Origin of the sequence: Vannielia sp., from assembly GCF_029212645.1 — a bacterium.
Classification (GTDB): Bacteria; Pseudomonadota; Alphaproteobacteria; order Rhodobacterales; family Rhodobacteraceae; genus Vannielia.
The window spans coordinates 20,503-43,515 of the sequence record NZ_JARGND010000026.1; the positions used below are offsets into that span (position 1 = coordinate 20,503).

The 23,013-nt window shown below is 60.4% G+C and carries 27 protein-coding genes; 13 read left to right on the plus strand and 14 right to left on the minus strand.

Annotated features, from left to right (window positions below; translation table 11 throughout):
• Window positions 1-29: 29 nt before the first annotated feature.
• The 10 genes from P1U55_RS09875 to P1U55_RS09920 form a co-directional block, all read right to left on the minus strand.
• Window positions 30-797, minus strand: a complete 768-nt coding sequence (locus P1U55_RS09875; protein ID WP_301047410.1) for an aldolase/citrate lyase family protein — start codon at window positions 795-797, stop codon at window positions 30-32.
• Between the two features lie 63 nt (window positions 798-860).
• Window positions 861-3,278 carry a DNA topoisomerase (ATP-hydrolyzing) subunit B gene (gene gyrB, locus P1U55_RS09880; RefSeq protein ID WP_301047411.1) on the minus strand — a complete coding sequence of 806 codons (2,418 nt, stop codon included), beginning with the start codon at window positions 3,276-3,278 and terminating at the stop codon, window positions 861-863.
• 134 nt (window positions 3,279-3,412) lie between these two features.
• The gene (locus tag P1U55_RS09885) at window positions 3,413-3,589 is read right to left on the minus strand and encodes a hypothetical protein (RefSeq protein ID WP_301047412.1); all 177 of its coding nucleotides are present in this window, start codon (window positions 3,587-3,589) and stop codon (window positions 3,413-3,415) included.
• Between the two features lie 160 nt (window positions 3,590-3,749).
• Window positions 3,750-4,868: a DNA replication/repair protein RecF gene (gene recF, locus P1U55_RS09890; protein ID WP_301047413.1), complete on the minus strand. Its 1,119-nt coding sequence runs from the start codon at window positions 4,866-4,868 to the stop codon at window positions 3,750-3,752.
• A 61-nt stretch (window positions 4,869-4,929) separates the two neighbouring features.
• The gene (gene dnaN, locus P1U55_RS09895) at window positions 4,930-6,048 is read right to left on the minus strand and encodes a DNA polymerase III subunit beta (protein ID WP_301047414.1); all 1,119 of its coding nucleotides are present in this window, start codon (window positions 6,046-6,048) and stop codon (window positions 4,930-4,932) included.
• A gap of 126 nt (window positions 6,049-6,174) precedes the next feature.
• Window positions 6,175-7,581, minus strand: coding sequence for a chromosomal replication initiator protein DnaA (dnaA, locus tag P1U55_RS09900; RefSeq protein ID WP_301047415.1), 1,407 nt, complete (start codon window positions 7,579-7,581; stop codon window positions 6,175-6,177).
• 570 nt (window positions 7,582-8,151) lie between these two features.
• A complete protein-coding gene (gene rpsT / locus P1U55_RS09905; RefSeq protein ID WP_301047416.1) occupies window positions 8,152-8,412 on the minus strand; it encodes a 30S ribosomal protein S20 in 261 nt (86 codons plus the stop codon).
• A gap of 192 nt (window positions 8,413-8,604) precedes the next feature.
• Complete coding sequence (locus tag P1U55_RS09910; protein WP_301047417.1) at window positions 8,605-9,381, minus strand: enoyl-CoA hydratase; 777 nt, start codon at window positions 9,379-9,381, stop codon at window positions 8,605-8,607.
• 67 nt (window positions 9,382-9,448) lie between these two features.
• Window positions 9,449-10,300 (minus strand): bifunctional DNA-formamidopyrimidine glycosylase/DNA-(apurinic or apyrimidinic site) lyase, encoded by an 852-nt coding sequence (gene mutM / locus P1U55_RS09915; protein ID WP_301047418.1) that lies wholly within the window; start codon window positions 10,298-10,300, stop codon window positions 9,449-9,451.
• Window positions 10,300-10,917 (minus strand): hypothetical protein, encoded by a 618-nt coding sequence (locus tag P1U55_RS09920; protein WP_301047419.1) that lies wholly within the window; start codon window positions 10,915-10,917, stop codon window positions 10,300-10,302. The genes mutM and P1U55_RS09920 overlap by 1 nt, the downstream gene beginning before the upstream one ends.
• A gap of 191 nt (window positions 10,918-11,108) precedes the next feature.
• Between P1U55_RS09920 and ubiE the strand changes: the two genes are divergently transcribed.
• Window positions 11,109-11,861 (plus strand): bifunctional demethylmenaquinone methyltransferase/2-methoxy-6-polyprenyl-1,4-benzoquinol methylase UbiE, encoded by a 753-nt coding sequence (ubiE, locus tag P1U55_RS09925; RefSeq protein ID WP_301047420.1) that lies wholly within the window; start codon window positions 11,109-11,111, stop codon window positions 11,859-11,861.
• Between the two features lie 6 nt (window positions 11,862-11,867).
• Window positions 11,868-13,403: a 2-polyprenylphenol 6-hydroxylase gene (gene ubiB, locus P1U55_RS09930; RefSeq protein WP_301047421.1), complete on the plus strand. Its 1,536-nt coding sequence runs from the start codon at window positions 11,868-11,870 to the stop codon at window positions 13,401-13,403.
• Between the two features lie 105 nt (window positions 13,404-13,508).
• Here the strand turns inward: ubiB and P1U55_RS09935 are convergent, their stop codons facing one another.
• Both P1U55_RS09935 and P1U55_RS09940 read right to left on the minus strand, forming a co-directional pair.
• A complete protein-coding gene (locus P1U55_RS09935) occupies window positions 13,509-14,228 on the minus strand; it encodes a flagellar hook capping FlgD N-terminal domain-containing protein (RefSeq protein WP_301047422.1) in 720 nt (239 codons plus the stop codon).
• 9 nt (window positions 14,229-14,237) lie between these two features.
• On the minus strand, window positions 14,238-14,750 hold the full coding sequence (locus P1U55_RS09940; RefSeq protein ID WP_301047423.1) for a flagellar hook-length control protein FliK: 513 nt from the start codon (window positions 14,748-14,750) through the stop codon (window positions 14,238-14,240).
• A gap of 43 nt (window positions 14,751-14,793) precedes the next feature.
• On the opposite strand from P1U55_RS09940, the gene P1U55_RS09945 reads away from it, so the two are divergent.
• The 8 genes from P1U55_RS09945 (at window position 14,794) to P1U55_RS09980 (ending at window position 20,375) form a co-directional block, all read left to right on the plus strand.
• On the plus strand, window positions 14,794-15,000 hold the full coding sequence (locus P1U55_RS09945) for a hypothetical protein (protein ID WP_301047424.1): 207 nt from the start codon (window positions 14,794-14,796) through the stop codon (window positions 14,998-15,000).
• A gap of 372 nt (window positions 15,001-15,372) precedes the next feature.
• The gene (locus P1U55_RS09950; protein WP_301047425.1) at window positions 15,373-15,624 is read left to right on the plus strand and encodes a hypothetical protein; all 252 of its coding nucleotides are present in this window, start codon (window positions 15,373-15,375) and stop codon (window positions 15,622-15,624) included.
• 489 nt (window positions 15,625-16,113) lie between these two features.
• Window positions 16,114-16,410 (plus strand): rod-binding protein, encoded by a 297-nt coding sequence (locus P1U55_RS09955; protein ID WP_301047436.1) that lies wholly within the window; start codon window positions 16,114-16,116, stop codon window positions 16,408-16,410.
• Window positions 16,403-16,771 carry a hypothetical protein gene (locus tag P1U55_RS09960; RefSeq protein ID WP_301047426.1) on the plus strand — a complete coding sequence of 123 codons (369 nt, stop codon included), beginning with the start codon at window positions 16,403-16,405 and terminating at the stop codon, window positions 16,769-16,771. The genes P1U55_RS09955 and P1U55_RS09960 overlap by 8 nt, the downstream gene beginning before the upstream one ends.
• A gap of 334 nt (window positions 16,772-17,105) precedes the next feature.
• Window positions 17,106-18,653 carry a flagellin gene (locus P1U55_RS09965; protein ID WP_301047427.1) on the plus strand — a complete coding sequence of 516 codons (1,548 nt, stop codon included), beginning with the start codon at window positions 17,106-17,108 and terminating at the stop codon, window positions 18,651-18,653.
• Between the two features lie 116 nt (window positions 18,654-18,769).
• On the plus strand, window positions 18,770-19,138 hold the full coding sequence (gene flaF / locus P1U55_RS09970; RefSeq protein WP_301047428.1) for a flagellar biosynthesis regulator FlaF: 369 nt from the start codon (window positions 18,770-18,772) through the stop codon (window positions 19,136-19,138).
• Window positions 19,135-19,554 carry a flagellar biosynthesis repressor FlbT gene (gene flbT / locus P1U55_RS09975; protein WP_301047429.1) on the plus strand — a complete coding sequence of 140 codons (420 nt, stop codon included), beginning with the start codon at window positions 19,135-19,137 and terminating at the stop codon, window positions 19,552-19,554. Before flaF ends, flbT begins: the two co-directional genes overlap by 4 nt.
• Window positions 19,554-20,375 carry a DUF1217 domain-containing protein gene (locus P1U55_RS09980; protein WP_301047430.1) on the plus strand — a complete coding sequence of 274 codons (822 nt, stop codon included), beginning with the start codon at window positions 19,554-19,556 and terminating at the stop codon, window positions 20,373-20,375. The genes flbT and P1U55_RS09980 overlap by 1 nt, the downstream gene beginning before the upstream one ends.
• Before the next feature lie 41 nt (window positions 20,376-20,416).
• Here the strand turns inward: P1U55_RS09980 and P1U55_RS09985 are convergent, their stop codons facing one another.
• Window positions 20,417-20,659, minus strand: a complete 243-nt coding sequence (locus P1U55_RS09985; RefSeq protein WP_301047431.1) for a hypothetical protein — start codon at window positions 20,657-20,659, stop codon at window positions 20,417-20,419.
• 130 nt (window positions 20,660-20,789) lie between these two features.
• Between P1U55_RS09985 and P1U55_RS09990 the strand changes: the two genes are divergently transcribed.
• From P1U55_RS09990 to P1U55_RS10000, 3 genes are all read left to right on the plus strand, one after another.
• Window positions 20,790-21,485, plus strand: coding sequence for a M48 family metalloprotease (locus P1U55_RS09990; RefSeq protein WP_301047432.1), 696 nt, complete (start codon window positions 20,790-20,792; stop codon window positions 21,483-21,485).
• A gap of 114 nt (window positions 21,486-21,599) precedes the next feature.
• Window positions 21,600-21,968: a diacylglycerol kinase gene (locus P1U55_RS09995; RefSeq protein ID WP_301047433.1), complete on the plus strand. Its 369-nt coding sequence runs from the start codon at window positions 21,600-21,602 to the stop codon at window positions 21,966-21,968.
• A gap of 277 nt (window positions 21,969-22,245) precedes the next feature.
• Window positions 22,246-22,524, plus strand: coding sequence for a DUF6455 family protein (locus P1U55_RS10000; RefSeq protein ID WP_301047434.1), 279 nt, complete (start codon window positions 22,246-22,248; stop codon window positions 22,522-22,524).
• Window positions 22,525-22,915: 391 nt separating this feature from the next.
• On the opposite strand, the gene P1U55_RS15860 is transcribed toward P1U55_RS10000, so the two are convergent.
• On the minus strand, window positions 22,916-23,013 hold a 98-nt coding region (locus tag P1U55_RS15860; RefSeq protein WP_366943044.1), incomplete at its 5' end, for a hypothetical protein.

Below are 23,013 nucleotides of genomic sequence, written 5' to 3' on the forward strand. Positions count from 1 at the left end.
ATTCGGCTGCTGCGTGCTGTGCCGGGGGTTTAGCCCGCTTCAAACCGCTCGCGCACCGAGATCGCCCCACGCCGCAGCAGCGTGGTATCCAGATCGAGCGCGATGAACACGGCCCCCGCCCCGGCCACCTCTTGCTGAAAACCCGGATCAAGGGTGAGAATGCCCGGCGCCACACCTGCGGCCTTGATCCGGCGGATGCCATCAAGGATCAGCGATGTGACCTCGGGGTGCATCGGATTGTCCGCATGCCCCATCGAGGCGGCAAGATCCGACGGACCTATGAAAATGCCGTCAACACCGTCCACCGCAGCAATTTCCTCGGCGCGCTCCATGGCCTCGGCGGTTTCGATCTGCACCAGCAGGCAAACCTCCTCCTCGGCCGTTTGGGTATAGTTCGCCACGGCCCCATAGCGGCTGGCGCGGCTGATGCCACCCACCCCACGCACCCCATGTGGCGGATAGCGGGTGTGACGCACGGCCAGCTCGGCCTCTTCGGCGTTTTGCACAAAGGGGATGAGCAGCGTTTGCGCCCCCTGATCCAGCAAGCGCTTGATTTCAATCATGTCATTCCAGCCGGGGCGACAGATTGTGCTTACCGGATAGGGGGCTGCGGCCTGCATCAGCGGCATCAGACCGGGGATTGAAACCGGCGTGTGCTCACTGTCGAGCAGCAGCCAGTCATAGCCGGTGCCGGCGAGCAGCTCGACGCTGGTGCTATCGGGGATGGTGCACCAAACCCCCAGCTGGCGCTGGCCTGCCTTGATGGCGGCCTTGAAGGCGTTTTTCGGCATATCCATAGCGCTCTCCGCTGACCGGCCCTGCCTCACCAAAGCGCTCGTCTCATAGCCCGAGTTACGGCATCAGAAGTCGAGGTTCTCCACGTTCAGGGCGTTTTGCTGGATGAAGTCACGACGCGGCTCAACCACATCGCCCATCAACTTGGTGAACAGATCATCGGCCTCGGCAACATCTTCAACCTTCACCTGCAAAAGCGTGCGCGCCTCCGGATCGAGCGTTGTCTCCCACAGCTGATCCGGGTTCATCTCCCCCAAACCCTTGTAACGCTGAAGGGTCAGGCCCTTTTCGCCCTCGGTCAGGATCGCGTTCAGCAAATCGAGCGGGCCGTGGATTGGTGTTTCGCGGTCCTTGCGCGACAGCACGCCATTCTCACGATAGGTGCTGCGTTCCTCGTTGGCGACCTGCGCCAGACGGCGGGCTTCGCGCGAGCGCAACACAGCGCCATCAAGCGTGCGGATTTCCTCGACACCGCGCAACACACGGGCCAGCCGGATGCCGTGGTCCTGGGTGATCCGGCCCTGCCAGCCACGTTCATACTCCACCGCGACCTGATCGAGACGTGCCGCAATCGCATCTGCCACCGCCTGCAAATCACTGTCCACACGACCGGGATCAAACGCCCCGGCAATTGCCGCCTGCTCAAGGATGCGCTGCGGGTAATGCGTGGGAAAAGCTTGCAGGATGCGGCGAAAACTGCGCGCCGCCTCGGCCACGCGGGCCAGATCCTGCCCGGCAATCTCTTCGCCGGTGGGCAAGCGAAGCACCGCACCTTCAACACCCTGCGCGATCAGGTAGTCCTCAAGCGCGGGCACATCCTTGAGGTAAACCTCAGACTTGCCACGCGCCACCTTATAGAGCGGCGGTTGGGCAATATAGAGATACCCGCCCTCAATGATTTCAGGCATTTGCCGGAAGAAGAAGGTGAGCAGTAGGGTGCGGATGTGCGCGCCGTCCACGTCGGCGTCAGTCATGATGACGATTTTGTGGTAGCGCAGCTTGTCGATGTTGAACTCATCGCGCCCGATGCCGGTGCCCAGCGCGGTGATGAGCGTGCCGATCTCCTGTGAGCCAAGCATCCGGTCAAACCGGGCCCGCTCCACGTTGAGGATTTTACCCCGCAGCGGCAGCACCGCCTGATTGCTCCGTGCCCGGCCCTGCTTTGCCGAGCCGCCAGCCGAGTCACCCTCGACGATGAAAACCTCGGACTTGCTGGGATCTTTTTCCTGGCAATCGGCCAGTTTACCGGGCAGCGAGGCGACATCCATCGCCGTTTTGCGGCGGGTCAACTCGCGGGCCTTGCGGGCGGCCTCGCGGGCCAGCGCGGCCTCAACGATCTTGCCAACGATCTGGCGTGCCTCCTGCGGGTGCTCCTCGAACCACTCTTGCAGCTTTTCGTTCACGAGGCTCTCAACAGCGGGGCGCACCTCGGAGCTTACCAGCTTGTCTTTGGTTTGGGAGCTGAACTTGGGATCAGGCACCTTGACCGAAAGCACGCATGTCAGCCCCTCGCGGGCATCGTCGCCGGTGAAGTTGATCTTCTCCTTCTTGGCGATGCCGGAGGATGAGGCGTAAAGGTTGATCGTGCGGGTCAGCGCCCCGCGAAAGCCCGCCAAATGCGTGCCACCATCGCGCTGCGGGATATTGTTGGTAAAGGGCAGCACGGACTCGTGGTAACTGTCGTTCCACCACATGGCGACTTCAACGCCGATGCCGTCCTTTTCACCGACCATGAAGATCGGCTCTTCCATCACCGCCGCCTTGTGGCGATCAAGGTATTTGACGAACTCGCGCACGCCGCCCTCGTAATAAAGCTCGCTTTCCAACGGCTCCGCAGGGCGCTCGTCACGCAGCAGAATGCGCACGCCCGAGTTGAGGAAAGCCAGCTCGCGCAGCCGGTTTTCAAGCGTTTTGAAGTTATACTCAAGGTTCGAGAAGGTATCGAGCGAGGCCAGGAAGCGCACTTCGGTGCCTTTGCGGCCATTCGCATCACCAACAACCTTGAGGGAATCGGCGGTAAAGCCCCCTTCGAAGCGTGCAATATGCTCCTTGCCATTGCGCCAGATGCGCAGCTCCAGCCAATCGCTCAGCGCGTTCACCACCGAAACGCCAACCCCATGCAAACCGCCGGACACCTTGTAGGAGTTCTGGTCAAACTTACCGCCAGCGTGCAGCTGGGTCATGATGACCTCGGCTGCCGAAACGCCCTCTTCATGGTGCATATCCACCGGGATGCCGCGCCCGTTATCGCTCACAGAAACCGAGTTGTCGGCATGCAAGGTCACCGTCACGCGGTCTGCATGGCCGGCAAGCGCTTCGTCGATCCCGTTGTCGACGACCTCGTAAACCATGTGGTGCAGGCCCGAACCGTCATCCGTGTCACCGATATACATACCGGGACGTTTGCGGACTGCCTCCAAGCCTTTGAGAACCTTGATAGAATCGGCACCATACTCTTCAGGTGCCTGCGCGTCGTCGGCCATGCCGTTATCCTCTGTTTTCCTAGGGGAATTTATAGGGGTTCTGGCCGGGATTGTCACGCGAATGACACAAGATATTGGGGTCTGCCCGCCCCTCCCGATGCCTCGGGAAATCTCCCCGCCAGAGGTGTGGAGATCTACTGCACCATTGCGATCACCAGGCCGACAAGGATGAGCAGAAGACCGGCGACAATATTGGTCCGCCGCAGCGTGGCAGGGGAGGCCAAAAGCCGCCATGTGCGATCAATCAGCAGGCCAAAATCAGGGTGCCAATGAGCGGACCCGTGGCTGAAAGCGCCGCGATATCCGGGCAAGTGACCTCTCTCAAATCAAAGCACCCCGGCAACACCCTCATGTAGACCAAGATCACCCGAAAGCGCCCGCGCGGTGAGCGCCAGTTCAGCGGGAGAAATCGTCATGGTGTGGCATGTCCCAGAGGGTTCACAGCCATGGAGCAAGGGCGTGTGGCGTAGATCACGGGGTCACCTCGCGCAGGCTGGACAGGCCGCCCTCCTCCGTCACCTCATAATGCGCCGCCCGCGTGCCCAATTCGCCAAAAAGCTCTGCGCCGGTGCCCGACATCCAGGCCTGTGCGCCGAGCCGCAGGATTTCATCATAAAGCGCTTTGCGGCGGTGCGCATCAAGGTGGGCCGCCACCTCATCCAGCAGCAGCAGTGGCGGTGACCCAAAGTCATCTGCCAAGGCGCGGGCGTTGGCGAGGATGAGCGACAGGAGCAGCGCCTTTTGCTCGCCGGTCGAGCAAAGCCGCGCGGGCGTGTTCTTGGCGATGTAGGTCGCCGCCAGATCGGCGCGATGCGGCCCTGTGAGGGTGCGGGTGGCGGCAAGATCGCGGGCACGCCCCATCGCCAGCGCCTGGGTGAGGGCCTCTGCCTCGCCGGGCGCATCACAGGCGGGGGACGGGTTGATTAGGGTGAGGGCCGCCGCGGGAAATGCCTCGTTCGCCCGCTCCTGTGCGGCCGCCAGACGGATCAGCGCATCTTCACGGTTGCGATGAATCCGCGCGCCCTCCTCGCCCATGCGGGCCTCCAGCGCGCTATACCAATGAGGATCGCGTACCATGTCCTTGAGCAGGCGGTTGCGCTCTCGCATGGCCTTTTCATAGGCAAGCACCGCCTCACCATGCGACGGCTCAAAGCTCAAAACGATACGATCCAGAAACCGCCGCCGCCCCTCGGCACCTTCAATCCAGAGCCGGTCCATCGCCGGCACCAGCCAGACCACACGGGCGAGCCGCCCCAGCGCCACCTGCGCCGCCGCTTTGCCATCAATCCTTACATTGCGGCCCGTGGCCCCCGGTTCGGCCCATGTTTCGATGTCATGCGCATGGCCGAGCGAGGCGATTTCGGCGCGCACCTTCCACCCAACCGCTTCCGGCATGCGCGCAAGCTCATCAGCGGCAGCGCGGCGGATCCCACGACCGGGCGACAGCAGCGAAACAGCCTCGAGGATATTGGTTTTCCCCGCGCCGTTTGGCCCCCAAAGGGCGACGGGGCGGCCATCAAGCTCTAGCTCGGCACGGCGATGCGAGCGGAAATGCGAAAGGCTGAGGGAGTTAAGCGCGAGGGCGGGCATGGCGGCTCACAGGCCGCTGGCGCAGCCGCCCTCGCTGGTAATTTGGCCGGGTTTCCCCACCCTAAACCCGCATCGGCATAACAACGTAGAGCGCCGATGTGTCAGAGCCTTCGCGCATCAGCGTTGGATCCCCCGCAGAGTTGAAGAGGAACACAGCGTTCTCTCGATCAACCTGGCTGGCGATTTCCAGCAAGTATTTGGCGTTAAAGCCAATATCGAGCGGCTCATCGGCATAGGCCACGGCCAGTTCTTCCTCGGCGGCGCCGCTGTCGGGGGCATTCACCGACAGTATCAGGCGGTCTTCGTCCAGCGAAAGCTTCACCGCGCGGGACCGCTCGGAACTCACAGTTGCCACCCGGTCCACCGCGCGGGAAAATTCGGTGGCATCCACCTCAAGGCGCTTGGTGTTCCCGGTTGGAATGACGCGGGTGTAATCGGGGAACGTGCCGTCGATCACCTTGGAGGTGAGGGTGATATCCGGCGTGGCAAAGCGCACCTTGGTTTCGCTTACCGAGACGGCGATTTGCATATCGTCATCATCCAGCAGCTTGCGCAGTTCACCCACGGTTTTGCGCGGCACGATCACGCCCGGCATTGTTTCGGCCCCGGCAGGCAGCGGCGCGTCGACGCGGGCAAGGCGGTGGCCGTCGGTTGCCACGCAGCGCAGCGCCTGGCCATCGTCGCCCGTGGCGACGTGCATATAGACGCCGTTGAGGTAGTAACGGGTTTCCTCAGTGGAAATCGCGAATTTGGATTTGTCGAACAGGCGGCGCAGGGTGGGCGCATTGGCCGAGAAGTTGGCCTCGTATTCGCTGGACGTCATCACCGGGAAATCTTCACGCGGCAGGGTGGCCAGCGAAAAGTTTGAGCGGCCGGCCTCAACCGTCAGGCGGCCCGCGGCACTGTCATCGGAAAGCTGCACCATCGCGCCATCGGGGAGCTTGCGCACAATCTCATGCAGGGTCACGGCTGAAACGGTTGTCGCCCCCGCCTTCTCAACCATGGCTGGGGCGCGGTCGACCACCTCGATATCAAGGTCAGTCGCGCGGAACTGCACGCCATCGCCCTCTGCTTCGATCAGCACATTGGCCAGGATCGGAATTGTGTTGCGGCGTTCGACAACGGATTGTGCCTGCGCGATAGCCTTGAGCAGAACGGCCCGCTCGATCGAGAATTTCATTGCTCTGTCCCTTCTGGTGCCGGGAAGCGCAGACTATTCAAATCCCCCCCGCTGGCAAGTTGTTTCTCGCAGTTTCGTGAGGATTGGAAGGGGCGTCAAGGGCACCCCCGCATCGGCACGCTGCGCTCAGGCTTCCAGCATCCGGCGCAGCATCTCGATATCGTCGGCCAATCCGCTGTCGGTGGCCTTCAACTCATCAATCTTGCGCACCGCATAAAGCACCGTCGTATGATCGCGATTGCCAAACCGGCGGCCAATGTCGGGCAAGGAGCGTGAGGTGAGTTGCTTGGCCAGATACATCGCCGTCTGGCGCGGGCGGGCGATGGAGCGGTGCCGCTTGGGGCCGATCATATCAGACATGCGCACGTTGTAGTGATCGCAAACCTGACGCTGAATTTCCTCCACCGTGAGCTTGCGCTCCGAAGCCCGCAGGATATCCGCAAGGCAATCCTGTGCCAGATCCATCGTCAACTCACGGCCAACAAGGGCGCCAAAGGCAAAGAGCCGGGTCAACGCGCCTTCGAGCGTGCGCACGTTGCCGGTGATCCGGTGGGCCAGAAACTCCAGCACGCCGGGGGCAAACTCAAGGTCCCCATATTGGCCGCGATAGAACTCTGCCTTGCCTTGCAGGATGCCGAGCCGCAGCTCGTAATCGGTGGGATGCAGATCAACCACAAGGCCGGAGGCAAGGCGCGAGGCAATGCGGTCTTCGATTTTCTTGATGTCTTGCGGCGGGCGGTCTGCCGAGATCACGATTTGCTTGTTCTGTTCCACCAAAGCATTGAAGGTATGGAAGAATTCTTCCTGCGTTGAGTTCTTGCCAGCGAAGAACTGCACATCATCGACCATCAGCACATCGACCGAGCGGAACATTTCCTTGAACTCGTGCATCCCATCTTCGCGCAGAGCGCGCACAAAGCGATACATGAACTGATCCGACGACAGGTAAACCACCCGCAGATCGGGCCGGTTTTGCCGTATCTCCCAGGCGATGGCATGCATCAGGTGGGTTTTGCCAAGGCCGGAGCCGCTATAAAGAAACAGCGGGTTAAAGGTGATCGGGCCGGCTTCGGCAACCCGGCGGGCGGCCGAATAGGCAAGCTGGTTGGGCTTGCCAACGACAAAACGATCAAAGGTAAATCGCTCATCCAGATCGGCGCCGGGCAGCTCATCGCTGAGCGCGGCAACGCGGGCAGCGGCAGGTTTGGCGGCAGCTTTCGGGGCGGCGGCCACATCTGCCGCCTGGCCATTGGCCGGGCCGGATACTTGGATTTCGGCAACCGGCGCATCGGCGCTGCGGGTCCGGAACACGAGGCGCTTCACCTCAAGGCCATCACGCACCATATGCTTCTTGATCTGGTCAGAGAAATTGCGGTTCACCCAATTGCCAAAGAAATTGGTCGGCACTTCAAAACAGGCAATTCCGTCTTCAAGGCTGTTGAGTTTGAGCGGTTCGATCCAGGACTTGAAATTGTTGGTGCCAACTTCCGATTTCAGCGATTGGCTGACCTGTCCCCATTTTTGCTCTGGCATTCGAACGTCCCGTCCCTCTTTTTATCCTCGTCACACACGAGGGTAGACCCAGCACACAACACGCAGGTCACCCTGCGAACAATCACAGGAGGAACGAAAAAGGCCATTGCTGCGCGAATTCGCACAACAAAAGCGCGTCGAAAAACCTCAACGCAGGTCTGGCCGAGTTTACCCCGATCGCAAAGACCCCTAGCATCATCATCGGACATGTGTGTCAGCAGCAGTGTGTCTTACATCGGCGGCCAGCAAACCGCCTTCGTAAAAACTCTTTCAGACAGCACGCCTTCACGAGGTGGCAGCGTCTGGCTTCAGCAGCGTCTAAAGACGCACCAGACAAATCCCCGATCCGAACATGTCCCCCCTGGGCGACGTGAATCGCAAGAAATGGTTTAGCAAGCTACGGCGCGGATCGGCAACTGACCTTTGGCCTTGACACATTGCTTTTCGTGAACGAATCCATCCACCCCCCTGAAACCCCATATTTTATGGCCTTTGCGCCACTCTGGCACGAAAAAGGGCGCTGCCCGGCAAGCAGCGCCCCTAGTTTTCTCATGCGATCAACAGGGTAGCTCAGAGAGCCTTCACCCGAGCGCTCAGACGCGACATTTTGCGCGCTGCGGTATTCTTGTGCATGATGCCTTTGGTAACGCCGCGCATCAGCTCAGGCTGAGCGGCGCGCAATGCGGTGGCCGATGCGTCCTTGTCACCCGACTCGATAGCCTCCTCGACTTTGCGGAGGTAGGTGCGGATGCGCGAACGGCGGGCTTTGTTTACGGCAAAACGGCGCTCGTTCTGGCGGGCGCGTTTTTTGGCTTGGGGCGAATTGGCCATGGTGTGTCTCTCTTTCGTCGGGTCGAGCGGTTCAAAAACTATTGAGCGCGGGAAGTCCCGACCCCGGGTTCAAAACCGGGCGATTCTGGCCAGAGCGGGCCTCACACGCATGTAGGAGCGAGCCTATACAGTCGCTTGCGCCAGAAGCAAAGGGAAATCGACCGATTCCCCGGCACCACAGCCGCCATGGCCCTATTTGTCGCGGAACTGTGGCTCGCGTTTTTCGACGAAGGCTTTCATGCCCTCGGTCTGGTCTTCCGTGGCAAACAGGCTCTGGAAAAGACGCCGCTCAAACAGCAGGCCTTCGCGCAGCGGCACCTCGTAGGACCGGTTCACCGCCTCCTTGGCTGCCGTGACCGAGAGCATCGACTTTTCGGCGATCTTCTGGGCCGCAGCTTCGGCTTCTTCCAGCAACTTCTTGGCAGGCACCACGCGGCTGACCAGCCCCGAGCGCTCGGCCTCCTCGGCATCCATGAAGCGGCCGGTCAGGTGCATTTCCATCGCCTTGGACTTGCCCACAAAGTGCGTGAGCCGCTGCGTGCCGCCAATCCCCGCGATGACGCCAAGGTTGATCTCCGGTTGCCCGAACTTGGCGGTGTCTGCGGCAAGGATGAAATCACACATCATTGCCAGCTCGCACCCGCCGCCAAGCGCATAGCCTGCGACGGCGGCGATGATTGGTTTGCGGCAGGCCAGGATCCGCTCGACATCGCGGCCAAAGAGGTTTCCGACGTAGGCATCGACAAAATCCAGCTTGGCCATTTCCGAGATGTCCGCCCCGGCGGCAAAGGCCTTCTCCGAGCCGGTCAGGATGATGCAACGCACGGCCTTGTTGCCATCAGCATCGCTGATCGCCGTGGCCAGTTCCCCGATGAGCTGAGAATTCAACGCATTCAGCGCTTCGGGGCGGTTGAGGCGGATGGTGCAAACATGGTCGTTGGTTTCGACAATGATCGTTTCGTAAGCCATGGAGCGCAGATCCCTTTCGGTGTTGCAGGCGGTGCCCTTTGTTAGCAGGGATAAAAGGTGCTGCAAGTTATCTTTGACATATTGGACAATAGAACGTGGAGCGGCCGGATTGCACGATGCGACGGATGGTCCCGTCGCAACCGGGGGCTGAACATGGCTCACCCTCACGGCCATAAACGGCAAAGCGATGCTGAAAATATCCAAGCTCGCCAGAGGCTTGCCGGTGATCGCGCAGGGTGGAGCCTCCCGCCTCGATCGCCTCGTTCAAGACCTCGCGGATGGCGGGCACAAGGCTGGCCACGCGCGGCGATGACAGGTTTCCAGCTTTGCGAGTCGGTGAAATCCCGGTGCGGTGCAGCACCTCGCACACATAGATATTCCCAAGGCCCGCAATGATCTTTTGATCCAGCAGGGCTGATTTCACCGGGGTCATGCGGCCCTTCAACGCCGCCGCCAGATACACCCCGTCAAAGGCGTTACCCAAGGGTTCAGGCCCAAGCCCGGCCAGCAGGCGGTGTGAATCGGCCTTTGCTGTCGCCACAAGGTCCATCACCCCGAAGCGGCGCGCATCGTTGAGGACCACGCGGGCGCCGTTGGCCATTTCCAGCACAACATGATCATGTTTCTCCGGCGCCGGGTGCTCATGGAGAAACAGCCCCAGCCCCTCGCCCGAAACCCGCATCCGCCCGCTCATGCCAAGATGAATCAGCAGGCTCTCACCGCGATCGAGATCCGCCAGAATGTACTTTGATCGCCGCCGCAGCCCCAGCACCCGTGCTCCGGTGAGCCGCTCTGCCATTCCGGGCGGGAACGGCCAGCGAAGGCCCTCACGGTTCACGCGGGCCTCGGCGATGATCTGGTTTTCCATGGCTGGCAGAAGGCCGCGGCGCACGGTCTCTACCTCAGGTAATTCGGGCATCAGCCCCTCGCGATGTTCGCGTCTATGTGTTGGTGCGCCAAGGTAAGGAAGTCACGCATGCCGACAAGGTATTTTTGCATCCGCAGCTTGCCCCCCGTCCTGAACCGCATCCTGTAAACCCCCTGCCCCTCATCCTTTATCTCGGTCAGGTCGCGCCAATTGCGTTCGCGCCGAGGCATCAACACGCTCTCCGCAATCATCACCTCCCGGTCATACCGCACCTCATAGCTGAGGATGTGGCTGACCGCGAAAATTGCCAACCCAGCCATCAAGGGGCGCAGCCAGATCATCATGTCGGGCATGTCAAAATCGGTCAGGAACGCCACGGCCACGCCGAGAAGCGCAACAATAACGGTGCCGAGTTTTGCAAACAACGTGGGGCGCATTACGCGGCTGCCAAGCGTTTCCCGGGCTGGCTTGGCCGTGCCGTAATTGGCCAGGACATTCACATCCCCGCCGTTCATGAACTTCGCCGTCGCCGTGGGCTCTACCCGCCGTCCGCTGCCATCTCTCGGTGCGCTCACCTTCTCAAGCTTGCCCAGCACCTTGCGCCCCAGCCAGTAGGGAAGGATGAAGACCAGGATGATGTAGCTGGCGACAAGCAGCAGGATCAACATGATTGCCAGGAAAACAACGGCCCCCAGCAATGCAACCGCCTCGGTCGGGTCTATGCCCGCCAGCGCCAGTATTTGCGTCCAACTCGGCTCTTGCCCGTTCACGCCGCCCTCCTCGCCTGCGCCGATCTGGCGCGTTTGTATCTCTTTGGGAAAGGCTATATCCGGTGAGCGGGCAAAACTGAGGCGAAGCCATGACTGACACAGGGAAAACCACCCACTTCGGCAACACCACAGTGCCCGAAGATCAGAAGGCCGGGATGGTGCATGAGGTTTTTTCCTCGGTGGCGTCCAAATACGACCTGATGAATGATCTGATGAGCGCCGGAATCCACCGTGTCTGGAAGGATGCGATGATGGACTGGCTCGCGCCGCGACCGGGCCAGCGCCTGCTGGATGTGGCTGGCGGCACCGGAGATATCTCCTTCCGGTTCCTGAAACGCGCGGGCGACGGTGCCAGTGCCGTGGTTTGTGACATGACCGAAGCCATGCTTGTTGAGGGGCGCCGCCGAGCAGAAGCAACCGATATGGCGGCACAGCTCGATTGGGTGGTCGGCGATGCGATGGCCCTGCCGTTTGAAAGCAACAGCTTCGACGTTTACACTATTTCCTTTGGCATCCGTAACGTGACCCGCATCGCCGATGCTCTCTCGGAGGCCTATCGCGTGCTGCGCCCGGGCGGGCGGCTGATGGTGCTGGAGTTTTCGCAACTGCCGAATGCGGCGATGCAAAAGGCCTACGATGCCTACTCCTTCGCCGTGATCCCGGGCCTTGGCAAACTGGTAACGGGGGATCGCGACAGCTACCAGTATCTCATTGAATCGATCCGTAAATTCCCGCCGCAGGACGAGTTTGCCGGGATGATCCGCGCCGCCGGGTTTGAGCAGGTGAAATACCGCAATCTCACAATGGGTGTTGCGGCTTTGCACTCCGGCTGGAAGCTCTAGGCCCCGATGCGCGGACCTCACAACATCTGGCGGTTGATCCGCACCGGCGCCACCTTTGAGCGCACCGGCGCGATGGGCGTGGCTCTCGAAGCCATGGAAGCCCCGCGCTCGTTGCGGATCATCGCGCGGGTGCTTGGCTGGCCCTTCAAGTGGCTCGGGCTGCGCGGCGATCCCGCGCTCCCCCCGATCACCCGCGCGCTCACGGCGCTGGGGCCAGCTTACATCAAATTCGGCCAAATCCTTTCAACCCGGCCCGATGTTGTGGGCCCCGAACTGGCGCAGCAGTTGATGGTGCTGCAAGACAAGCTCCCGCCCTTCGCGCGCGCCGAGGCCATGCGGGTTGTTGCAGCGGAGCTTGGCCAGCCTGTTGAAACCCTTTTCACTGAATTTTCCGAACCGGTCGCCGCGGCGTCGATTGCACAGGTGCACCACGCGGTGCGCGCCGCCGACGGTATGGAAGTGGCCGTAAAGGTGCTGCGCCCCGGTATCGAGCGGGCCTTCTCCAAGGATATAGACGCCTTTTATTTTGCCGCGAACATGATCGAATTGCTGTCACCCGCCTCTCGCCGCTTGCGTCCGCGTGACGTGATCGAACACTTCGAGGGTGTGGTGCGAGGCGAGCTCGACATGCGCCTTGAAACCTCCGCCGCATCGGAATTTCATGACAATACGGTTGATGACGAGGGCTTCACCGTACCCCGCGTTGACTGGAGGCTTTCGGCGCGGCGGGTGATGACGCTGGGCTGGGCCGAGGGCGTTTCTATGAACGATCTCGCCGCGATTGATGCGGCAGGCCATGACCGCGCCGCACTTGCAGAGCGGGTGCTTCGGCTGTTTTTGAAGCACGCCCTGCGCGATGGCTACTTCCACGCCGACATGCATCACGGCAACCTCAAGGTCAGCCCGTCTGGCGATATCATTGCATTGGACTTCGGTATCATGGGGCGGCTCGATGAATACACCCGCCGTGTCTATGCCGAGATCCTGATGGGCTTCATTCGCAAAGACTATCAGCGCGTGGCCGAGGTGCATTTTGAAGCGGGCTATGTGCCTGCCGACCGGGATGTTGATGAGTTTGCCCGCGCACTCAGAGCCGTTGGCGAGCCCATTTTTGGCATGGATGCGAGCCACATTTCAATGGCGCGGCTTTTGGCCTACCTCTTTGAGGTCACCGAGCGCTTTGGCATGGAAACACGTACTGAACTCATTTTGCTGCAGCGAACCATGGTTGTGGTTGAAGGCGTGGCACGGTCCCTCAATCCAAACACCAACATATGGGAAACCGCCCAACCCGTGGTTGAAGATTATGTCAAACGCAGTATTGGCCCTGCCGCAGTTCTGCGCGACCTTGCCAAGGCAACACAGGTGGCCGCGCGCTTTGGCCCCCGTCTCCCGGCGCTGCTCGAAAAAGCGCTGATTGCGCAATCCGAGCCGCTGCCGCCGGTTGACGACCGCCGCTCGCGCTATTTGGCCCGGCTGGGCTGGCTTGCCCTTGGAGCAGTGGCTGCCGTTGCCGTGATCGCTTTGCTCGACCGGTTCTAGTGGTTCGGGATCAGCGCTCTCGCTCTATCAATGGAGTGACCAACGCTATGCCGTTGCCTGCTGACCGGCCGCGCCATAACTGGCAGGAATATTGTGAACAACAGGTCAGGCACCATCGCCGGATGACGCGGCATCTGGATCTTCATTCGTCGCGTAGACGACAGGGAAGCGGAGCGCGGTGACGCTGGTAGAGGGCACAATCTCCCCGCTGGCAAGCAGCAGCATGGTTTGCCCATCTTCGAGCCGGGCTTCTTCGACCACGGTATAGACCGGCGCCTGAGCCGTGTTGATCAAGCTCTCGCCCGCGTAGCTTTCAACCTGAAAGGTGTAGTTTCCGGCAGGTAAAGGCGCGCCCGAGTCATCCACCCCCTGCCACACATGGAACGGAGCCGTGGTGTCAATCGGCAGACGTTGGACTTCATCGCCCGCCGCATCTCGCACCACCATTACGCCACTGTCAGCGCCCGCCGACACATCCAGCGTCATCTCGATCGGCGCACCAGAATAGTAGGCCGGAGCAAGAACCCGAGCTTCCATGCCGACGAAATTTGCCAGATCACTGATGCCCGAACCGCCCAGATTGGTTGCAAGTGCTTCAAGCAGTTGATTGGTTTGAACTTGTTGTTCAACGTTAGAGAAGGTTGCCAGTTGGACGGCAAAATCCGAGTTCTCAATCGGGTTGAGAGGGTCTTGGTTTTGCAACTGGGTCGTCATCATTTTCAGGAAAGTCTCGAAATCCGAGCTGATGAGCTTCTCCGAATTGGCGGAGGCGGCAGGTGTTGAGGTCGCCGATGTAGTGGCGGCGTTCAGGGCAGTTGTTTCCATGGGTTTCTCCTATAGGCGCAGGTCAAGCCCGGCTTGGCCAAGCCGCAGGGCTGCCTCACGGGAGTTTGTAGAAAGGGGTATGGCCGGGGCTGGGTCGCCCTCCAGAGCAATGGTTCTGTGCGGGTCCCCCTGAGAACCGCCACCCTCGCTCGACTGTTCATAGCCACTATTGGAAAACTCGAACTGCGCCGCCTCCTGGCCGAGGCGTTTCATCTCGGTGGCCAGCATTTCGATGTTGCGGCGCATCAGATCAAGGGTTTCCGGGCGTTCGGCGCTTACGGTCACCAAAATCCCGGCCTCAGTTCCGGAAAATGACAGCTTGAGGCGGCCCAGTTCTTCGGGCTTTAGCGTCAACTCCAATGGGCCATCCGGAAGCGGGCGCGAAACCTCCGCCACCTGAGCGGCAACCTGTTGCGCCAGGGCTGGCTGCGTCCCGGCGAGGAGGTTTCCGGTGGGCGGCGCATGGATACTGCCGCGCACATCGGACATCGCAGTAATCCCGCCAATTTCAACGGGGGTCACCGGCTCCATGGGCGCACCGTTAGGCAAGGGCGCTGCGGCTGGAGTGGCGACCGATGTCGTAGACGCGATGAAGGAATTTAATTCACTCGCACCTGTTGATGAAGAGGCGGCAGGGGAGGGTGCACGCGGCTCATCGCGGCTTGCGCCCCGCATTTCCGTTGGTTCGGCTTCACTGTCGGTCGACGGCGCTGCCACGGCATCGTTACGCATCGTGGCAGCGGTTACCGATTCGGCCGACGATAGCTTGTGACCTCCTGCAACGGTGTCCAGATTTGCAGGATTCGGCCGGCCATCACCGGGCGCGGCGCGTGTATCAACCATGTCAGGCCGGCCATTCATCGGCGCGCTGCGAGGGCCCACTGGCACAGGCCGCCCGTCCATAGGTGCGCTGCGAGGGCCCACAGGGTCCGGGCGCCCATCCGGCACATGGCCTTGCGCGCGAATGCTCTCGACCAAAACGGCCTGACCCGTCGCTATGATGTTGTCCGGGGTTTGCGGCACAGGGGGATCAGACAGGAAGCTGTCCGCCGATGGATCGCTCTGTGCGCCGTGGACCATCGACGCCGGGAGAGCATGCCATTTTGGGGTATTTTCAGCTGCATTTTCCGGTTCCGGCACAGCCATGGGAGGGGCGTTCCGGGGGCCATCCAGCGGTGAGTATGGCGCGGCGCTGGAGGCCGTTTCATGTGCCGTCATGGGTGGCCAGACGGGGTTTGTCTCGGCAGGCGAAATCGCCGCACTTTCACCCTTTGGAATTGGCGCGCCGATCCCCGGCCCAATCACAGTAGATGAGGTTCCAGTAGGTGACGGGCGTTCCACCTGTGAAATACTGCGCGCGGTGCGGGAGCCACTTGGCGCTATTGGCGCGGCGTGAGGGGACAGATCACCTGTGCCATCGCTCAAACTGGCAACGGGCCGCTCAATCAATTGCGCCTTATCTGATGGAGCAGCCAGGAAAGGAGCGATGGAAGCGTCTGCTTCATCCTCCGTTCCGGGCTTTGCTACGGCCTCACCTAAGGTCGCCGCGAGCTTTGGCTGGTCCTGCGCGACCGCGAAAGCTGCATGTGCCACGTCTTTTTCAGCCTGTCCGAGCGCGGCGAAGACGCTGGCCCATTCACCGGGTGCAGCTTTATCTGCCGGGTTTGCGCCGCCCTTGGGATGAGGCGCACCCTCACTCGCCCGCGCGGCAGCGGAATGCCCGCCAGCAATGGCAAAGTCCGGGATCGTAGCGTTCTGCATTCGTTCAATCCTTCTGGAAACACTTGCAGAATGCCGGACGATAGTTACCAATCCTTTACCGGTTTCTGACCAAATGCCTCAAAGTAGCCACAATTTGAAAGGCCCGGTCATGCCGATTCTGCCTATGGCCACAGAGCCATCCGCCCTGCCCGCGCCCGGACCGCGCGCAACCGCGCAACCGTCCGCAACCCGTGAAGAACGACTCCGACAAGCTTCGCTTGAACTGGAGGCGTCCTTCCTTGCGGAAATGCTGAAATCAGCGGGCTTTGGCGAACCGCGTGAAAGTTTTGGCGGCGGCGCCGGGGAAGAAGGATTTGCTTCTTTACTGCGACAGGAGCAGGCGATGGCGATGGCCCAGGCGGGCGGCTTTGGCTTGGCGGAACACATCTTTGAAAGCTTGAAGGCACGCACCCATGACTGACACCAACACCAACGATTCCCTCGATTTCTATAAAGATGCAATGGCCCTGCTTGCCGGAGAGAAGGAGGCGCTCAAAGGCGCAGACTTTGCCCGCCTTGAAACGCTTTACGAGCAAAAGCAGGAACTGCTTGAGCGGATCGCGGCGCGCAGAGATACGTTGAGCCGCGAACAGCTTGAGCGGATGGCCCGCGAATCGAGAGCCAATGACAAGCTGCTTGGTGCGGCTCAACGCGGCCTTCGCGCGGTTGCCCGCCGCCTAAGCGAGACTCACCGCGCCGCCGAGCACCTCGACACCTATACAGAATCGGGCAAGCGGGAAGACCTGGGACCGGTAAAACCCAGTTTCGAAAAGCGCGCCTGATTGCGCATCCCTGGTTAACAACTCATTGGCCAGGAAAGAGAAAAGGCGTAGCGGCCATTCACCGCGCGCCTTTTTTGCTGTCGTATAAGGGCATTCGCGCCTGTGGCTGTGGAAACCGAAGAAGCCGCCTCAATATCGCTTAAAATGCTCGGCTTACAAAACGAGCGCCTTAGCACTCCCTTAATCCTGCTCCCTCAGTTTGACGCATGCACCTTCGAGGGTGGCACGGAACGTCTGCTTGCGGTCCGTATCTTGGTGAAACCAGACAGAAACCGCCGCACCTGCGGCACGTGAATTGGGCGTAAAGCGCCCTTCTGAAAGGACCATACGAACCATGTCCAGCATTCTGACAAACACCAGCTCCATGGTCGCCCTGCAAACTTTGCGCGGTGTGAACTCGCAGTTGCAGCAGACCCAAAACGAGATTTCCACCGGCAAGTCGGTTGGCTCTGCACGCGATAACGCCTCGATCTGGGCCATCTCGAAAGTGATGGAATCCGACGTGAAGGGCTTCAAGGCAATCTCCGAGAGCCTGTCGCTTGGCGAGAGCACCGTGGCTGTGGCCCGAAACGGCGCCGAAACGGTGACCGACCTGCTCGTGCAGATGAAAGAAAAGATCGTCGGCGCGCAGGAAGAAAACGTTGACCGCTCCAAGCTGCAAGCCGACATCACAGCGCTTTCCGACCAGATAAAATCGGTCACCGGCGCGGCGCAGTTCAACGGTCTCAACCTGCTGTCTGGCACCGATGACGTGAACGTGCTTTCGTCGCTCGATCGTTCTTCGGATGGCACAGTGGCAGCGTCTGACATTGCGATCTCGCGCCAGGACCTCAGCTTCGATGCGGGCGTTTACGGCACCGGCACCGACCTCAGCGCCAACATCACGGCCGCAGATGGGGCCAATAGCCTTGCGGGCGTGGCTGGCAACGAGTTCTCCAACAAGGGGAACACGATGACAATTGCGCTGGCGGCTGTCACTGCGGGGGCCTCCAATACCTACAATATGCAGGTGGCCGGGACGACGGTGAGCTACACGTCTGACGCCTCGGGCAATTCCCCAACCACGGTGGCTGACGGGATCATCGCAGCCCTCAACGAGGCCGGGATCGAGGATATTGTAGCGACTGCTGCGACTGGCACGATCACCATCACATCCACCTCCAAGTTTGACGATGTGGAAGTGAACTTCTCGACCACCGATTCCACCGCGACGGCCAATGTTAACGGCGGTGGTGCTGGCGCTGCCGGTGCTGGCTTTACCGGCGAGGAAATCGGCGCACGGGCTTCCACCGTTGCCTTCTCGGCCACCGCAGCCGTTCAGGATGGCGATGGCTACCGTGTCGCTCTTGGCGGCGTGAACTACGACTATGTGGCCGGTCCGGGCGAATCAATGGAAGACGTGGCACGCGGCCTGAAAACCGTCATCGACGGTGCCAGCGTTGAGAACATCACCACCAATGTTGTCCGCAACGACAGCAACGAGTGGGTGCTACAGATCGACAATGACGGCACCGACATGACCCTCACAGATGCAGGTATGGGTGGCGGCACCGCGACGGGTGGCCTCTCGGGCGTCGATTCGCTGGATGTGATGACCGATCTTGGTGTCGAGGCGGCTCTGGCCAATATCGAAACCTATATCGACACCGCCATTGACGCGGCGGCATCCTTCGGTTCAGCGGAAGGCCGGATCGAGACCCAGTCCGAGTTCATCTCGAACCTGACTGACAGCCTCACCGCTGGTATCGGCACGCTGGTCGATGCGGATATGGAGGCGACTTCGGCCCGCCTGCAGGCGCTTCAGGTGCAGCAGCAGCTGGGTGTCCAGTCGCTCTCAATCGCCAACCAGTCGCCCCAGAGCATCCTGTCTCTGTTCGGGTAAGAGACCTGATCTGATATCGGGCGGGGCGCACAAATACAGGGTCAAAACGGCCCCAGCGCGCCCCGCCCACTCTCCCACGCGAAGACAGAACTCGAGCGTTCCGGAAGGACATAGCCGTGAATTCCCTGCAAATGGCGCGAAGCGCCTACTCCTCTGGCGGGCAAGCCCCGCTCCGTACCAACCGCGGCACAGAATACGCCGCCTTTTCTCAGGTGACACATCGGCTGAAGAGTTGCCGCACGTTTCCCGCACTGGTCGAAGCGCTTCACGAAAATCGCCGTCTCTGGACGGCCCTGGCCGCCGACGTGGCCGATGGCGACAATGATCTGCCCAATGATTTGCGGGCCCGGATTTTTTACCTCGCCAAGTTCACCCAGCATCACTCCGGCCAGGTTCTGCGCCGCAAGGTTGGAGTGAAACCGCTCATCGAAATCAACATGGCCGTCATGCGTGGACTTGGCGGCAAGACGGGAGCCCCGAAATGAGCGGTCTTGTTCTGAAACTCAGCCCCAAAGAGCGCGTGCTTATCAATGGTGCCGTCATCGAAAACGGTGATCGGCGCTCGCGGCTCTCAATCGTGACGCCGGGTGCAAATATTCTGCGGTTGCGGGATGCGATCCACCCGGAAGAAGCCGTAACCCCGGTCAAACGGGTGTGCTACATCGCCCAGCTTATTCTGTCAGGAGATACCGGCGCGGCTGAAGCCGAGTTGCAACTCTTGCGCGGGATTGAGGGTTTGAGCCAGGTGTTCACCGATGCAGACAGTCGCAGCCAGCTTGATGCCGCAACCCGTGCGGTCGGTCTGGGCCAGCATTATCAGGCACTCAAAGCCCTGCGCACCCTGCTGCCCCGCGAGGACAGGTTGATCGCGGCACAAGCCGTCTATGAAAAGCCAAACTGATGTACGCGCCCGTCATCCCTTTGAGCGGCATTGCCGGATGGCAACTTTTGCAGCGCACCCAGGACAAGCAGATGGAGGCGTTTTCCTCCTCTGCTGAAGTACAGCGAAATTCTGCCGACTTCCGGGAACGTATTTCCGAGGTAAAATCCGCCGAGGACTTGGTTGGCGACTATCGCTTGCTGAACGTGGCGCTGGGGGCATTTGGCCTGTCGGATGACATTGCCAATCGCTATTTTATCCAAAAGGTACTGGAGGAGGGCACGCTTGACCCGGCGGCCTTCGCCAACCGCCTCTCGGATAACCGCTATGAAGACCTCTCGAAAGCCTTCGGTTTTGGCGACTTCGATACGCCCAACACCGTGCTCTCGGACTTTCCAGACAGGATCATCGACGCCTATACCACCCGTGCGTTTGAAACGGCCGTGGGCGAGCAGGATACCGACCTGCAACTTGCCATGAATATCCAGCGCGAGTTGCCTGAAATTGCGGCGGACGATGCCGAGGAAGATACCCTCTGGTTTCGGGTGATGGGCAATGAACCCCTGCGAGCCGTGTTCGAAAAGGCGCTCAACCTGCCGCCTGAGTTTGCTGCGATTGATATCGACAAGCAGTTGGAAACCTTCAAAGACAGGGCCGGGAGCCTGTTCGGCGACACGTCGGTAAGCCAGTTTACCGATCCTGACAAAATGGAAGAACTGACCCGGCGCTTCCTGGTGATGTCACAACTGGACGGTGACAATACCAGCTTCAACAGCAACAATGCCGCGCTCACGATCCTGAGCGGCGTAAGCTCTTCCAACATCTTCGAATTGCTAACCTGACGCGAGCGTTTTGCTCGCGTTAAAAGGATCAGGCTCTTCGGTCAGGCCCGGGGAGCAGGGCGGAGCTGGTAGACGCCTTCGGGAAGGTCCAGCGCGGCGGCAAGATCGCGGATCTGGGCGATCGAGAGGGTGATCTTTTGCACCACATCCTGCCGAGTATCCAATTGTTCGACGGTCACGCAATCCTCAAAGGCTTGAATGGTCACGTCTTCTTGTAAATGCGGCGTCCCCTCATCCATGAGGGTCACAACCGTGGCATCAAAATCGTGTTCGATCGTAAACATAGCTAAAGAGTAACGCCTGCGTTGCGCGCTGTCAGCCGTGAAAGCCACAAGCGCGCGAGGTTTCGCCGTTTGGGCTTGGGCTGGGCGGTGGCACTGATATAGTCAGCCTAGTTTTTCGGGCGAGGGCCATATGCGCAAAGTGATCAACGCGTTACTACTCGGCGCCGTTCTGGTGCTTGCGGGATGCATGCAACCAACCGGTTCTAGTGACGGCGCCGCGCCTGGTGGCTTTGACGCGGACACCGCTGCCAAGAATTTTGTGACCGTTATCAACCGGGTGGAGCCTGTGGCCGAACGTGTATGCCGGTCGCGCCAGCCCCAGGCAAATTGCGACTTTCTGATCGTTGTGGATGATCGGCGCGGCCAGCCTCCCAATGCCTATCAAACGTTGGATGAGCGGGGCCGCCCGGTGATTGCCTTCACCCTGGCGCTTATCGCGGATGCCCGCAATCAAGACGAACTGGCCTTCATTCTGGGCCATGAGGCGGCGCATCATATTGCCGCACATATCCCCCGCAGCCAGCAGGATGCGACCATTGGGGCGCTGGTTCTTGGCACGCTTGCCACTGTCTCGGGGGGGAATGATGCGGCGGTGGACACGGCTGTGCGGATCGGGGCCGGGTTGGGGGCGCGGCGGTTTTCTAAAGAGTATGAGCTGGAGGCCGACCAGTTGGGCACCGTTATTGCGTTTCGGGCCGGATACGATCCGGTGCGCGGGGCCAAGTATTTTTCTCGCATTCCCGATCCGGGCGATGCTTTTCTGGGTACGCATCCGCCCAATGCCTCGCGGATGGAAGTGGTGCGAGTGACCGCTGCCGCACTGTAAACGCTCCGTGGCAAGGGCCGGATCAACAGCGTGAAGCCGCTGTTTTACCATTCAATTGCCACAGCCGCGCATATATCTGGGCTCAGGAAGGCGCCGCTTGCGGGTGAATGTAGAATGCTGAAACAACTGGTAAAACGGATTTGGGTGCGAACCAAATGGTCGTGGGAGGGGGTTGTGCATGTGTGGCAAACCGAGCCCTCGCTCAAACAGTGGATCATCGCTTATGTGATCTCGGCCATTGCCGCGATCCTGCTGCCGATTGACCCCGGCGAGCGGGCGATGATTGTGGGTGGCGGGCTATTTGTGCTTGCATTTGAATGCCTTAACACAGCCATCGAGCGCGCCATTGATTACATTTCGCTAGAGCGTCACCCGCTGGCGAAACAGGCCAAGGACACTGCCTCTGCCGCGGTTGCCCTGACTTCTCTGGCGATTGGCGTGGTCTGGCTGATGGCGTTCATCGGGCTTTACGCGAGGGGATGACAGGGGGCCGGATGCGTGGGCGGTAACAAAGCATTAACCATGTTTAGCGATCAAGTACCGCCTTCATCGCCCTGCTCTTTCGGCGTCTGCCATCCGTTGCGCCAATATCCGGCACCGATCAGGCGCAGAGGATAAACCCCGATCGCACCCCCCATCATGGTGAGGTGATCATTGCCGAACCCGCAAAAAGTGGACTGGCGGACATTGATTTACCTCAAGGCGCGCATCCTTACCTTGTGTCATCCAAGTGTGGCACAGCAAAAGTTAGGGAATCGTTATGCAGACGCTGGGCCCCGAAATGTGGCACTACTGGCTAGCTATGGGGATGGCCAAAACAACCCGCACGGACCTTGTAAACGCTATGGAACAAGGGGTTTTAGACAATTCCGAGTGGGCGGATATGGTGGATCGGTGCCGGGGGTGTGCCTGGGCGGAATGCTGCGAAGGGTGGCTTCATGCGCATATGGAAGAGGGGGCGGATTGCCCGCCGACCTGTGTGAACCAACACCGATTTAATGCGCTGCGCCAAGAGGTTGGCAAGGCTGCTACCGCTTAGCCATCCAGAGCTAACCCGCTGAAAGAGAACGGTAGTTTTGGGGAAATGCACCCATTATTCCCGTCACGCTATTACCGCCACAGTGCCCTGCCCCGCCGAATGGCTGCGCAAGACAAAGGCCAGCATGAAGCCGTTGATAACAAAGGGTTACACAGTTTGCTGACCGGGCGTTGAGCAGGGCAGCCCCCCAGAGGACAGCCCCTGAGGACAGCAAGGCGAGGGCCGGAGATTGAACCTCTCCAGCCCTCTTTTATTGCCCGGTTCGTGCGGCTTTTTTTGCCGTTAATCGCAAAAAGATCACAGCCACAAGGGATGCACGTTTCATGCACAACCCATGCACATCGGTTTTTTACGTGCTTGGTTAACCTAACGCAGCGCGCGGTGGGCGGGGTTAAACCCGCTGGCCCCAGAGATCGTATTCGGAGGCTTCGTCAACCTCGACGGTGACGATATCGCCGGGGGACAGGCCTTCGGTGGCGGTGTCGATGA

What these genes read in the sequence shown, in the direction of transcription:
- P1U55_RS09875 (WP_301047410.1), bottom strand. Translation starts at nt 797, where the DNA reads ATGGATATGCCGAAAAACGCCTTCAAGGCCGCCATCAAGGCAGGCCAG.
- gyrB (WP_301047411.1), bottom strand. Translation starts at nt 3,278, where the DNA reads ATGGCCGACGACGCGCAGGCACCTGAAGAGTATGGTGCCGATTCTATC.
- recF (WP_301047413.1), bottom strand. Translation starts at nt 4,868, where the DNA reads ATGCCCGCCCTCGCGCTTAACTCCCTCAGCCTTTCGCATTTCCGCTCG.
- dnaN (WP_301047414.1), bottom strand. Translation starts at nt 6,048, where the DNA reads ATGAAATTCTCGATCGAGCGGGCCGTTCTGCTCAAGGCTATCGCGCAG.
- dnaA (WP_301047415.1), bottom strand. Translation starts at nt 7,581, where the DNA reads ATGCCAGAGCAAAAATGGGGACAGGTCAGCCAATCGCTGAAATCGGAA.
- rpsT (WP_301047416.1), bottom strand. Translation starts at nt 8,412, where the DNA reads ATGGCCAATTCGCCCCAAGCCAAAAAACGCGCCCGCCAGAACGAGCGC.
- P1U55_RS09910 (WP_301047417.1), bottom strand. Translation starts at nt 9,381, where the DNA reads ATGGCTTACGAAACGATCATTGTCGAAACCAACGACCATGTTTGCACC.
- mutM (WP_301047418.1), bottom strand. Translation starts at nt 10,300, where the DNA reads ATGCCCGAATTACCTGAGGTAGAGACCGTGCGCCGCGGCCTTCTGCCA.
- P1U55_RS09920 (WP_301047419.1), bottom strand. Translation starts at nt 10,917, where the DNA reads ATGTTGATCCTGCTGCTTGTCGCCAGCTACATCATCCTGGTCTTCATC.
- ubiE (WP_301047420.1), top strand. Translation starts at nt 11,109, where the DNA reads ATGACTGACACAGGGAAAACCACCCACTTCGGCAACACCACAGTGCCC.
- ubiB (WP_301047421.1), top strand. Translation starts at nt 11,868, where the DNA reads ATGCGCGGACCTCACAACATCTGGCGGTTGATCCGCACCGGCGCCACC.
- P1U55_RS09935 (WP_301047422.1), bottom strand. Translation starts at nt 14,228, where the DNA reads ATGGAAACAACTGCCCTGAACGCCGCCACTACATCGGCGACCTCAACA.
- P1U55_RS09950 (WP_301047425.1), top strand. Translation starts at nt 15,373, where the DNA reads ATGGGAGGGGCGTTCCGGGGGCCATCCAGCGGTGAGTATGGCGCGGCG.
- P1U55_RS09955 (WP_301047436.1), top strand. Translation starts at nt 16,114, where the DNA reads ATGGCCACAGAGCCATCCGCCCTGCCCGCGCCCGGACCGCGCGCAACC.
- P1U55_RS09960 (WP_301047426.1), top strand. Translation starts at nt 16,403, where the DNA reads ATGACTGACACCAACACCAACGATTCCCTCGATTTCTATAAAGATGCA.
- P1U55_RS09965 (WP_301047427.1), top strand. Translation starts at nt 17,106, where the DNA reads ATGTCCAGCATTCTGACAAACACCAGCTCCATGGTCGCCCTGCAAACT.
- flbT (WP_301047429.1), top strand. Translation starts at nt 19,135, where the DNA reads ATGAGCGGTCTTGTTCTGAAACTCAGCCCCAAAGAGCGCGTGCTTATC.
- P1U55_RS09980 (WP_301047430.1), top strand. Translation starts at nt 19,554, where the DNA reads ATGTACGCGCCCGTCATCCCTTTGAGCGGCATTGCCGGATGGCAACTT.
- P1U55_RS09985 (WP_301047431.1), bottom strand. Translation starts at nt 20,659, where the DNA reads ATGTTTACGATCGAACACGATTTTGATGCCACGGTTGTGACCCTCATG.
- P1U55_RS09990 (WP_301047432.1), top strand. Translation starts at nt 20,790, where the DNA reads ATGCGCAAAGTGATCAACGCGTTACTACTCGGCGCCGTTCTGGTGCTT.
- P1U55_RS09995 (WP_301047433.1), top strand. Translation starts at nt 21,600, where the DNA reads ATGCTGAAACAACTGGTAAAACGGATTTGGGTGCGAACCAAATGGTCG.
- P1U55_RS10000 (WP_301047434.1), top strand. Translation starts at nt 22,246, where the DNA reads ATGCAGACGCTGGGCCCCGAAATGTGGCACTACTGGCTAGCTATGGGG.